This is a genomic window from Acinetobacter legionensis, from assembly GCF_048552295.1.
GTDB lineage: Bacteria > Pseudomonadota > Gammaproteobacteria > Pseudomonadales > Moraxellaceae > Acinetobacter.
Genome location: NZ_JBIMCW010000011.1, coordinates 85,605 through 98,059, shown reverse-complemented (window position 1 = coordinate 98,059; position 12,455 = coordinate 85,605). Strand labels below are relative to the sequence as shown.

The 12,455-nt window shown below is 37.7% G+C and carries 9 protein-coding genes; 8 read left to right on the top strand and 1 reads right to left on the bottom strand.

The genetic code is table 11. The annotated features are described in order from the left end of the window. Nucleotides 1-47: 47 nt before the first annotated feature. Nucleotides 48-1,349 (top strand): histidinol dehydrogenase, encoded by a 1,302-nt coding sequence (gene hisD / locus ACG916_RS10745; protein ID WP_336952095.1) that lies wholly within the window; start codon nucleotides 48-50, stop codon nucleotides 1,347-1,349. 175 nt (nucleotides 1,350-1,524) lie between these two features. Beyond that, nucleotides 1,525-2,622: a histidinol-phosphate transaminase gene (gene hisC, locus ACG916_RS10740; RefSeq protein ID WP_419328201.1), complete on the top strand. Its 1,098-nt coding sequence runs from the start codon at nucleotides 1,525-1,527 to the stop codon at nucleotides 2,620-2,622. Here hisC and ACG916_RS10735 read toward each other — a convergent pair. Further along, nucleotides 2,619-3,965 (bottom strand): anthranilate synthase component I family protein, encoded by a 1,347-nt coding sequence (locus tag ACG916_RS10735; RefSeq protein WP_419330486.1) that lies wholly within the window; start codon nucleotides 3,963-3,965, stop codon nucleotides 2,619-2,621. The genes hisC and ACG916_RS10735 overlap by 4 nt on opposite strands. 263 nt (nucleotides 3,966-4,228) lie before the next feature. Between ACG916_RS10735 and filA the strand changes: the two genes are divergently transcribed. The 6 genes from filA (at nucleotide 4,229) to filF (ending at nucleotide 12,379) form a co-directional block, all read left to right on the top strand. Further along, nucleotides 4,229-5,158, top strand: coding sequence for a putative pilus system protein FilA (filA, locus tag ACG916_RS10730; RefSeq protein ID WP_336952091.1), 930 nt, complete (start codon nucleotides 4,229-4,231; stop codon nucleotides 5,156-5,158). 206 nt (nucleotides 5,159-5,364) lie between these two features. Continuing rightward, nucleotides 5,365-6,198 carry a putative pilus system C39 family peptidase FilB gene (filB, locus tag ACG916_RS10725; RefSeq protein ID WP_336952090.1) on the top strand — a complete coding sequence of 278 codons (834 nt, stop codon included), beginning with the start codon at nucleotides 5,365-5,367 and terminating at the stop codon, nucleotides 6,196-6,198. 51 nt (nucleotides 6,199-6,249) lie between these two features. Further along, on the top strand, nucleotides 6,250-7,467 hold the full coding sequence (gene filC / locus ACG916_RS10720; RefSeq protein WP_336952089.1) for a putative pilus system protein FilC: 1,218 nt from the start codon (nucleotides 6,250-6,252) through the stop codon (nucleotides 7,465-7,467). Between the two features lie 13 nt (nucleotides 7,468-7,480). Further along, nucleotides 7,481-9,145 carry a putative pilus system OmpP1/FadL family transporter FilD gene (gene filD, locus ACG916_RS10715; RefSeq protein ID WP_336952088.1) on the top strand — a complete coding sequence of 555 codons (1,665 nt, stop codon included), beginning with the start codon at nucleotides 7,481-7,483 and terminating at the stop codon, nucleotides 9,143-9,145. Continuing rightward, on the top strand, nucleotides 9,145-10,422 hold the full coding sequence (gene filE, locus ACG916_RS10710; protein WP_419328203.1) for a putative pilus assembly protein FilE: 1,278 nt from the start codon (nucleotides 9,145-9,147) through the stop codon (nucleotides 10,420-10,422). The genes filD and filE overlap by 1 nt, the downstream gene beginning before the upstream one ends. A gap of 10 nt (nucleotides 10,423-10,432) precedes the next feature. Further along, nucleotides 10,433-12,379, top strand: coding sequence for a putative pilus system protein FilF (gene filF, locus ACG916_RS10705; protein ID WP_419328204.1), 1,947 nt, complete (start codon nucleotides 10,433-10,435; stop codon nucleotides 12,377-12,379). Nucleotides 12,380-12,455 lie beyond the last annotated feature (76 nt).

The window sequence follows — 12,455 nt, the reverse complement described above, 5'->3', positions numbered from 1 at the left end:
ACAAGATACTTAAAACAAGGTAAACTAAATCTTTCTTAAACAACCTTGTGGGTAAATTGATGCGACGTTTATCGACTCAAGAGCAGAACTTTAAACAAGTCTTTGCTGACTTGTTAGCTTTTGAAACAGTGAGTGATCCTGAGCTTTTAAAAACAGTAGACCAAATTATTGCAGATGTGCGCCTACATGGGGATGCACATGTACTTAAACTCACTCAACAGTTCGATCGACATCCAGCGCATCAATTTTCAGATTTAGAACTGACACAAGAGCAACTTAAAGTTGCATTTGAAGGTTTAACTTCAGAAGTACGTGAAGCTTTGGAAATGGCGGCCAATCGTGTTCGCTCATTCCATCAGGCTCAAAAACAAGACGGTTGGTCCTATGTGGATGAATTAGGAAATACCCTTGGTCAAAAAGTTACCCCTTTAGACCGTGTGGGTATTTACGTTCCAGGTGGTTTGGCTTCTTATCCATCCTCTGTGCTGATGAATGCTCTACCCGCGCACGTGGCTGGGGTAGCAGAAATTATTATGGTGGTGCCTGCGCCAAATGGTGATTTAAATCCTTTGGTATTGGCGGCTGCTTATTTAGCGGGTGTAAGTCGTGTGTTTACGATTGGCGGTGCGCAAGCAGTTGCCGCACTTGCTTATGGAACAGAAACGATTCCTGCGGTAGATAAAATTACAGGACCGGGTAACCGTTTCGTTGCTGCCGCAAAACGTGCTGTTTTTGGTCAAGTTGGTATTGACATGATTGCAGGACCTTCTGAAATTTTGGTTTATGCAGAAGGTCATAATGACGCTAAATGGTTGGCGATGGATGTTTTGTCACAAGCTGAACATGATACGGTTGCGCAAGCGATTTTTATTACGCCTGATGAACAGCTGTTAAATGATGTCGAGCAAGCCATTGAAGAACATTTGGCTACATTACCCAAAGCTGAAATTGCACGAACTTCGATTGCAAATCGAGGTGCTTTGGTCTTGGTTAAAGATCGCCAAGAAGCCATTGATTTGATTAATCAAGTTGCGCCTGAGCATTTGGAATTGTGCTTAGATGATGCTGAGCAGATGTCAGAAAGTATTCGCCATGCAGGTGCAATCTTTATGGGGCGCTATACACCAGAAGCGATTGGTGATTATTGTGCGGGACCTAACCATGTCCTACCTACTTCTGGTACAGCACGTTTTTCATCACCTTTAGGTGTTTATGATTTTCAAAAACGTTCAAGTTTGATCATGTGTTCTGAGCAAGGAGTTAAATCGCTTGCTAAGGCCGCAGATATTCTTGCTCAACAAGAAAATTTAGATGCGCATGCCCGATCAGCTAGATATCGTTATCAATAATTTACCAATGGCCCAGTATCCGTACAAATCCTTCTCCCTTAGGGATAAGGTGAGGATGAGGGCGTAAAAATTTAACTGACTTACGTTTGGGGATTCTATTGAAATGCCCAAACCCTCTCCTAGAGTGAGAGCGCTTATATAAAGTAAGTCATGTGAGAAAAAATACGAGATAAAAATGCCAAATATTAGCCCTGAGCAAATGCGTTTTTGGAGTCCTGAAGTACGTGAGTTAGAACCGTATGTCCCAGGTGAGCAGCCTAAAATCCAAAACTTATTAAAACTGAATACCAATGAAAACCCATATCCACCATCGCCAAAAGTGGTTGCAGCAGTTCAGTCTGTACTTATAGATTCAGCAGATGTATTGCGCCTATATCCAGATCCAGATGCATCAGCACTCAAACAAGCGATTGCTAAGCAACAGCATGTAGCAGTAAAAAATGTCTTTGTTGGTAATGGTTCGGATGAAGTTTTAGCACATATTTTTAAAGCATTTTTTGTTCAAGAAAAGCCAATTCTATACCCAGATATTACCTATAGCTTTTATCCTGTTTATAGTCAGTTTTTTGGAATTTCAACCCAAACTAAAATCTTGCCTTTAAATGAGAATTTTGAAATTGATGTGGCTGATTATAAACAGCCGAATGGTGGGATTATCATTACCAATCCCAATGCACCAACCAGTATTGCATTAGAGATATCTGCAATTGAACAAGTCTTGCAAGCCAATCCAGATTCTGTAGTTGTGATTGATGAAGCGTATGTAGATTTTGGTGCTGAGTCAGCCGTGAATCTGGTGGAAAAATACGAAAACTTAGTCGTTTGTCAAACCACTTCAAAATCTCGCTCTTTAGCTGGTTTACGAGTTGGCTTTGCAATTGCGCAGCCACATTTGATCGCCGCATTGGAAGCTGTAAAAAATAGCTTTAACTCCTATCCAATTGATCGTTTTGCAATTGCAGCAGCTGTCGCATCATTTGAAGATCAAGAATACTTTGCAGCACAATGTCAAAAAGTGATTGTAAGTCGTGACAAACTTGTTGCAGATCTAGAGTTGCTAGGATTTAAAGTATTACCATCCTCAGCCAACTTTATTTTTGCTTGTTTACCCTCAAAAGATGCTGGTGAATTGGCAAAAGCATTACGTGAACATGGCATTATTGTTCGATATTTTAATAAGCCACGGATTGATCAATTCTTACGTATCACTATTGGTACAGATGAACAAAATCAACGCCTTGTTGATACGCTAAAGCATGACATTTTAGTCTAGGATTCATTTTGAGGTTGATGCCATGTGTTGAGTAAATCTAGCATGGCAGAAACTTTATCAAAACATTCTTGATATTCTGCATTACAATCTGAAGCAATGGTGATCCCACCACCTGCCCACAATGAAACTTCATCTTGATATTTTTGAATTGAACGAATCAAAATATTCCAAGAACCAGTTCCATCAAAATTAAAATACCCCAGTGAGCCGCAATAAGCACCTCTTGGTGCACTTTCGAGTTCTTCAATAATTTGCATCGCGCGAATTTTGGGTGCGCCGGTAATTGAACCGCCTGGTAGTGCGGTGAATAAAACCTCAAATGGATTTACATCCGATTTTAAGGTCGCAGTGACTTCACTTACCATATGATGTACCTGCTTAAAAGATTCAATATTAAACAGTTTTGGGGTTTTTACTGAACCTGTTTCAGCATATACACTTAAATCATTGCGTAATAAGTCCACAATCATGACATTTTCAGCCTGATCTTTTTCAGAGTGAATCAAGGTATTTTTTGACTGCTCATCTAAAATTGGATCGTCATAACGAGGCATTGTCCCTTTAATGGGTTTGGTGGTGATTTTACGATCAGTCTCGAAATCAATAAATAACTCAGGTGAACAACTGAGTAACTCAAAATCATCAATTTTTAAATAACCTGAATAAGGGGCATCAGTGAGTTTCCAAAAATTTTCGGCTGTATCTAACAGTGAACCGTTTGCTTTTCCTATGAATTCTTGAGTTAAATTAATCTGATAACAATCACCAGCTTTAATATATTTTTGAATTTGTGCAAATGCTTGATCATATTGTGATTTTGTCCAAGTCGCACTACATTTTGATAAAAGTTTAAATTTTTGATTATTTAAGGATTGTGTTGCTAATAACTGTTGTATAAATTTAAAAAATGCTTCTGCGCAAGCTTCTAAACTATAAAAAAATAATTGCCCTTTTTCTTGTTTAATAAAGGTTTTATAAATCCCCACATAAAAATTGGGTTGAGATTTTGTATTAGCGTCAATGTGTTGCCGACTGGCATAGTTGTAATCAATAAAACCCATATATCCCCCCTGAAAAGTATGCTGTGTTTTTGGGGCAGATTGAGTTGTGAAATTAAAAAAGTGATTCAAAGAAGGATTGGTTTTGTCTTTTTGATAATGTGTAAAATGATTTCTTGAATAGCTAAAAAGTTGTTGCTGGATTGAAATGCAATATTGTTCAGGTGAAAAAGCAATAATGTCTTCACCTGAGTTTTTTAAATAGATACAACCGAATAATGAATCAAGTCGGTGTAATAAATCTGCAATGCCATTTGATGGAAAATCTAATAACTTCCGAAACATAGGGAGGTTTAACTCGAGCGCGAAAAGGGTTTGTAAAGCATTATTCTACCTGAAAATAGGACTTATAAAAGTGTTTACCGTTTATCGGTTTAATTGGCTTTTTGATAAACAGCAGTTGAACAAAAAGTAACATACAGTTAATTTAAAAGGGCAAAACGGACTACTCAAGGATTGGTGTTCTAAGTTGTAAAACAACTAAAACAACAGGGAACTACGGAGAGTGGTTAAAAATGAAAAAAAATGCTCTTGGGAGAGTACAGGTTATGAAATTATTTACTAAACTTGCTTTGGTTTCAGCTATCGCTATCAGTTCAAATGCAATGGCAATGCAAGCAATGGATGATGCAGCACTCAGTGCAACAACTGGTCAAGATGGTATTTCTATTGGAATTGGTATTTCAAAAGTTGAAATTGATAAAGTTCATGTGTTTGATGGTGATGGTTTATCTGCAACAGCTAAATTGGCGGATGGTGTAAATGGTACTACCGATGGGACAGCTATCACGGGTGGTACGGCAACAGCTGGTGCAATAACAATTAATAATATTGTATTAACTGCAAATACTGCATCTTTATTACAAAGCCATAATTTGGCAGATATTACTATTGATACTGATGGTAATGCGGGTAGTCCATTCCTAAATATTGGTGCTGCGGTTTCAGGTTTAAATATTTCTTTGGGTAAAATTGAAGTTAATGATGTAGATGCAACGACTACTACAAGCCCTTATAAAGTGGGTACTGGTACTGCAACTATTTTAAATGGTTTAACTTTGACTACGGGTAAAACTGCTGCAAATATCCAATTGGGTAACACTCCACAAGGTGCGATGATTAAATTGGCTGGTAGCATGACTGGTGGTTTAACAATTAGTAATCTTTCATTGCATGATGCATCAACTGGTGGTGGTGGTGATATTGTTCTTGGATCAATTAAATTGACAGATACAGGTTCTAATAACTTATCTACTGATGCAGCTATTGCTGTACGAGCAACAGGTGTGAGCGGTGCTACTGCAGATGGTCTTCAAATTACAGCGATGACTAAACCGACTGATATTTATATTCAAAAAATTCAACTGGGTAGTGCGTCAGCAGCTTCAATTGGTGATATTGCGATTAGTGGTTTGAAAGTTTATAACGGTAGTGCTGGTACAACTCCAGGTGCTGTGATCACAATTTCTGGTCACTAAGTTTAGTTATTAGAAAATGAAAGACGCATGCAACGCATGCGTCTTTTTTTTACAAAAAAGCTGAGTAAAAGCGACAAAAGTTGAAAAAAAAACTGTTTTTTTTTTCAAAAAACGTTATCTTCTAATCACAGGGAAGTAGAGTGTTCACTCTAAAAATAAAATCAGCACTTTAGGCAAAATATTGCCGATACTTGATAGTTAAAATTATGTTAGAAATTACTTTAGGTTCGGCATTAATGTATTATTTTGCCAACCATGCCCTAGATGTGAAACCCAAGCCAAAGGATGCAATTTACTATACTGAGCTTGCGGATTCCAGAGATAAATCGTTTACACGTAACCATCGTGAAATGGTACATGTTAAACCCGCCTTGGAAAATCAATTCCGTGGCATTGTACGTCAAGCATATGACTATAGCTGTGGTTCTGCTGCATTAACAACACTGTTAAATGGTTATGTTGGGACAAATTTAACTGAACAGCAAACCATGGAAGGCTTATTACGCTTTGGAGAATACAATCGTATTATTGAGCGTCGAAGTTTCTCATTGCTGGATATGAAGCGTTTTGTTGCTGCAATTGGATATGAGAGTGGTGGTTATAAGGGGGAGTTCACCGATTTAATCAACCAAAATCAACCCGTAATTGTTCCGATTTCTTATGCTGGTTTTAAACATTTTGTTGTATTTAAAGCATATAAAGATGGCCGAGTTTATGTCGCGGATCCTGCATTGGGGAATATTAGTTTTGATCAAGAGCGATTTAAGGACGTTTGGGAAAACAACACATTATTTGTGATCAATGCTCCTAAAGATCAACAACGGAATATGTTGGCCTTACAGGATGCCGATATGCGCCATGTGGATGATGCAACTATTAACCGCTATGCTTTAGTTGAAGCACAATATTCAACCGATTATACCAATAAATTAGCCGATAAGGCTTCTACGATGCGTAAGGTGATTGACCAAGATACCAAGTCTGCGACATACAATCAGCCAATTACATCCTATATGCGACTCTATTATAAACGTAAGTAAAGATGGATTAAAAATTACATAACTGAATTGGATTTTTGGAATAGGAATAATATGAATAATCAATGGATGAAAAGAACTTTACTTGCAATGAGTATTCAGTTTGCAATTGGAAGTTTATATGCAGCGGAGACAGATACAAGTGCTGAGGTTGCAGTAGATCAGGCTACAAGCACAGACAATAACAGTTCTGAAAACACGAGCCAAACAGTTCCTGTTACAGATGTTAAAGAAGATGTAATAATTAATAAAGATGAAACAAAATCTTTAGCACCTAAGCCTGGTACGCAAGCGGCAGAAGCATTACAGAAAAAAGAAGGCGATGCCTCACAAGAAACTAATTTACAAGAAGTTTTTACATCTAATGAGCGTCAATACTCTTTAATTAAAAAGGGTGAAATCTCAACTTTTTATGATTTAGATTATTCATACTATCGTGATTCACAGTTAAATTTAGGGATTAATGAAGGAACAGCCTACCAGCTCCGTGTTGATGAGGATGCTAGCCATACCATCAGTAATACTTTTACTGCGCAGTATGGGGTACGGGATAATTTAACCTTTACCGCATCTATCCCTTTTATTGCCAAATCAGATAGCTTGAAAGATGCCACGGCTGCAGGTTTGGGGGATATTAATTTAGGTGCTCGTTGGGAACCTTTCCCACTGAAAGCAGGACGATTACCTTTAATTTTATTTGGTAGCTTATCGACCAAAACTGGTGACAGTCCATATGAAATAAACCCTGAAAAAGACCTTTCAACAGGTAAAGGGTATTATTCAGTAGGAGTCGGTGCAAGTACCCGTAAATATATCGATCCAGTCGTACTCTTTGCCTCTGTTTCTGCTAATTATGGATTTAAAGAAACTGGCTTGAATCAAGTCCGTGGTGGAGGTAATGCTAATGGGCAAGGTGGGGATCAGACTTATCAACGCGTTTTAGAAGAGTTTGATCCTGGTATGACAGGTGGTTTCTCTTTTGGTTTTGCATATTCATTTAACTATGATGTTTCGATGACTATGTCATACCAACAATCATTTAATATGAATACTTCATTTAAATATAAACCAACAGAGGGACTTGCAGATTCATATAAAGCAGCTGACCAATCTAGTGGAATGTTTTCAATTGCTTTAGGGGTTCGTGTTAATCCAGATACGATTGTAAATGGAACATTGGGTATTGGTTTAACTGAAGATTCACCAGATATTTCACTTGGCTTGTCTTTCCCATTGGACATCTTAGGCTTCGGTAAGAAGAAAGCTCACTAAAGGAGTGTAAAGTATGAAAAACATACGTTTGCGCCCATTAGTTACAGCGATTTTATTAACAGGGTGTTCGACTCAAGTATTTGCACATTTAGGACTTAACCTATCTGTAGATATACGCTCATTAACAATGGGGAATGCGGTAACTGCAGACCCACCGGGGATCAGTGCGATTCATTTTAACCCTGCCGGGTTAACTAAACTCAAAGGTTTGCAAACTGATGTACAGGGAATTATTGCAAACTTTGATGTACAGCGTGAATTTTCAGCCCCTCCTGGTTATAACGTGTTTGGGTATTCTGATGATCCTCTCATCTGTAATGATACGCCAGATAATCCTTCAAGTCTTTGTACAGATTATAAGGATTCAGTGCGTGGGGACGTGGAATACGCAAGTTTATATATTCCTATTCTAAAGAAAGTGGTGGATTTGGGGCCCGGTTGGCCAGTTTTAGCACCAACGGGTGGTATTTCTTATAATCCCCCTGGCTCAAAATTGACCTATGCAACAGCTGCATATGCTCCAATGGTTGCAGGCTTTGGTTCGGAAGATGGCAATCCTGGTAATTTTATGGGGCAACAAGTTGCGATTGAAAGGATAACCTACTTATCTCCATCTGTTGCCTACCAAGTCAGTGATGAACTGTCTATTGGTGCTTCAATAGGAATGTCATATAACGCAATGGCATTAAAAACCGATTTAAGATTTCCGAATGAAATGATCGGCGTTTTACGAATGATTGATGAGTCTGTTTGTGGTCCTTTCCGAAATAATTCAAATGTGATTACTGACCTCCTGCTATTTGGTATTTGTAATGCCGATGAAGGAATGAATCCTTTTGGCCAATTCGGAAAAATGCAGGTTAGTCTGGAGCAGAGTTTAAGTCCAAGTTATAACTTAGGCTTAATGTGGGAACCTACAGAGAATTTTGGTTTTGGTATGGTTTATCAAAGCTCAGCTAAAATGCGTATGAAAGGTAAATACTTTATCGACAATGCTAATGCACCACGAGAGCTGATAAAAGGTTTGAACTCTTCGGCAACAGGGCAAATTCTTGCTGCGATTTTAGGTTTTCCTGGTTATATCCCACCAACTGAATCTGGTTTGATTTCAATGGATTTGGAATATCCAGCTCACTTCCAAGCGGGGATAAAATATAAGGTTTTACCTGATTTACAGGTAAACTTTGACGTGGGCTGGACAGATTTTAAAGCATGGGAAAAGTTTCAGTTCGAATTCGATCGGCAAATTTCAGCATTAAAAATTGCAAAATTATTATCTAATCAAGTTACAGATACATCATTGGCTTTTCCATTGGGCTTTAAGTCTCCATGGAGTTGGGGTATCGGTGTTGAGTATTCTGCAAATGATCGCTTAAAGCTTCGTGCAGGTTATGAACCTCGTGCTAGTGCAATCCCAGATGATAAGCGTAATACCATGGTTCCGATTAACAATGCGCAATTATTTGGTTTAGGTTTGGGCTATCGTTTTGATGAAGATACGGATATTGACTTGTCTGTGGGTTTCCTGCGTAGTCGAGATAATATTCCTGCAAACACAAGTAGTTTGGCAAACAAAACAGGGGTAGATAACTTGCTACTGAACCCTTATGCTGGTTTAAATGTAAAAACCAATACAAAAGTTACAATTCTAGGGATTAACTACAGAACGAGATGGTAATGCGTTTAAACCTTGAAAAAAAAACTGTCGTAACCTCTTTGTGGCTAGCTTTAAGTTTTAGCTCAGCCACATCTGTTTCTTATGCTGCCAATTTTTATACCATTATTGGCCCTGATGGGCATCCAATGATTGTTCAGAAGCCTGAAACTAGTCCCAAAGGGGAAGTAAAGCAAAAAAACAAACAAATACAAGAAACTAAACAAATACAAGAAACTAAAGTTATAAAGCCAAATGTGCAAGGGATAGAAACCCTACCTGTAGTTAAACATAATCAGAAAGAGATTGAGCCGAAGAGTGCTTCATTGACTGTTCCGACTTCTCAGCCTGCCAGCCAACCTCCTTTAATGGATAACAACAAAGCTAAAGCTCAAATGAATCCTGTTCCGGCAACAGATCAGTCTTCATCGTCAGTATCACGAAAAACAACTCCTCAACTTGTCGTCGAACAGTCTTCACGGAAGCCCATTAGTACTGTTCAACAAAAAAATAAAGTCGAAAAACTAGCGAAAGAGAGTACACCACGCCAAGATGAAGTAAAGATCAATCAAGAGGTTGTGCTGAAAAATACTCAACCTGTAGAAGATCAGCATTTTACTGTCATTGATGGTGAAAAATATGTAAATAATGAGTATTTAGAAGATCGCGAATTCAATTTAGAAGGTAAAAAAAGATTTTATATGACGCCAGAAATTGGCGCAGTTCATGGGCGATATGAAACTATTGAACGACAAAAAGGGCTTAGTGCGAGTCTTTTAAACCGTATTCGTGGGAATTCAGAATCTGAAGAAAAGAAGCCCGTTGTTTTATCTTCTACCTATTTTCGTTTAGCTAAAGATGAGGTTGTTCAAAATTTAGAACAATCATGTTTCTCTGGAAAAAAATTAGTTAAAGCGAAAGATTTATCAATAAAAAATCAAGAAATTGGGCTTTGGCCAGTCGCACCAATTAAAGAAAGTTTTGCCTATGAAGTGGTGAAATTAGACCCTAAAGTGCAAAATGTATTATTAACATCGTATGCATCTTCTTCAAAGATCCAAAGTTATTATTGGCCATTAGTTGTATTTTTAGATGGACAAGGTTGTGTCCTTGAAGGTGTGAGTGGTTTTAAAAATGATGAATCTCACGACAATAATTTACAATACGCAGCGATGGAAGGCGTTTTAAGAAAACCTGATCAGGCAGTATATCTATTTTTAACACCATTATCCTCAGCATTAGATGTGGAAAATAAACAGTTAACAAATCATGGACAAATTAAGCTGAGTGTTATTCAGTAAGGATGAAAATATGAAAAAAAGATTATTAGCCCCTTTCGTTTTAACGAGTTTAGGCTTAGCACTCGCAGGTTGTGGCGGTGAAAGTTCGACAGTGAATGAAGATCCTTATAAAGGCATTAAAACGTATTCAAATGGTTGTGATGCTGATACTACAGAAAAATGTTTAGGTTTTTATGTTGACTATCCTGTTGATGGTTTAAATTTTGATTGTAGTACCGATACGAAAAATCATTATGTAACTAAACTTGAGGGTGGGTTAGCACTTGGTGGTTGTTTAATTGGAGATAAAGCGAAGTTCTTTATCCAAGGTTCTGAATCGGAAAGAAAAATCATTTTAGGTGATGTTGATCTTGCAAAAATTCGTCCGTTGAAAGTTCGTGGTCAACCTGCTGCTATTGGCTTGATTGATATTGCAAGTGCCATGACAGGTAAACAACCAGAAAGTATGACCATGAGTGATGATACGTTCAAGGTGATGGTTGGGTTGGTCCGAGTTTTCCAAGCGATAGGATTGGAACAGGATGCCAATCAAATAGGGGATGTACAACCAATTGAATTATCAGATAATATTAAAAATAATTTAAAAGCAGTTGATGCCAATATTGTCGTAACTGATTTTATTAATGGCAGTTATGTTGCAAAACTAAAACCATGGATCAATGTAGAAGCTGTTAATGAGGCTTCGGCAATTGCGACTGCGCAACGTTTGGTTCAACAGTCACTGGTTAATATTTATTCGACAAATTTCCTTATATTTAGTGGTGCGAACGTTGATATTCAAGGCTTTACAGGTAAAAGTGATTTAAGTACCAAGAATGAATCTATTGCCAACATGTATGTTGTTACTGACCGTCAAGGCTATACCTCAGGATATGCTATGCAATGGGTTGGCGTACCTCAAAAAGTGGAAGAGAGTACAATTGCTGACTCACTGTTAAAATTTTTACTGCTAAATCAAGTTGTTCCACAAAAACTTAATGTAAATGCCCAACAAGGTTGGATTAACCCACTCACACGTAAAATTACATCTCCACTTGTGTTTAAAAAAGATCAAAGTTCAACGGATAAACTTGAAATTTATCAGGGAGCTTTGCTGAATAATACCAATGTTGCTGGCACAGAGTATATGTATAAGCGAGCAACAGGCGCAACAACAGCACCTACCGATCCAACAGTATACGGGAAATGGCGTCAAACTTTAAATGGTGATCAGCTTTCTGGGGGGATTGATATTTATAAAACTAATCCTGCTAATTACTTAGATCGCAAAGTTTTCCTGACTAAAAATACAGTAAAAACTGGTGAAAAATATTACTTCCCACTGTATGCAAATATTACATTTACGTTTGATAACAAAGAAGTTTCTCCAAATACGCAAACACTCGGTATTGTGATTGATGAAAATGGAGATATACGTACCAATTTAGGTAAAAATAGTGCTCTAAATTCAGATACATGTGCTGATGTAGATCCAAGCACTTATATTGACAAAGAAACAGGGGTACAACAATATCGTATTGGAACCACAGGTACAGCCTATATTAATGGGAATGTTGAAAAGTCGATTACAATGCGTATGATTTTAGCAAATCCTGTATTTGGCAGCCTTGATGGTGCATTAGCAGGTTTAAATGAAACATTAGTGATTACACCAACTAGCGGTTCATCTAATGATGATTTAGCCAAAGCATCTGTATCTTCTGGTGGTATACGTTTAAATCTTCAGAGATTAATCAATGAACAAAACACATCCAGTGGTGTAAATATTACCAGTTGGAATGGGGATCAAACGATTACTGCAACATGGGTAAATCTACAGGCAGTTTATCAATCAATCTATAACAATGTTGAAGCAAATAAAGAGAAAGTTACAGCTGAGCAAAAAGAGTTAGCGAAACGTTTATCGGGGACATTAACTGTAAGTTTACCGCAGTGTTATAGCATTAAAACCAAGTAATTTATGTCGATTAAAAAGCCTCAATTCAAGTGATTAGAATTGAGGCTTTTTTACTCATATTTTTAATACTGGGCAG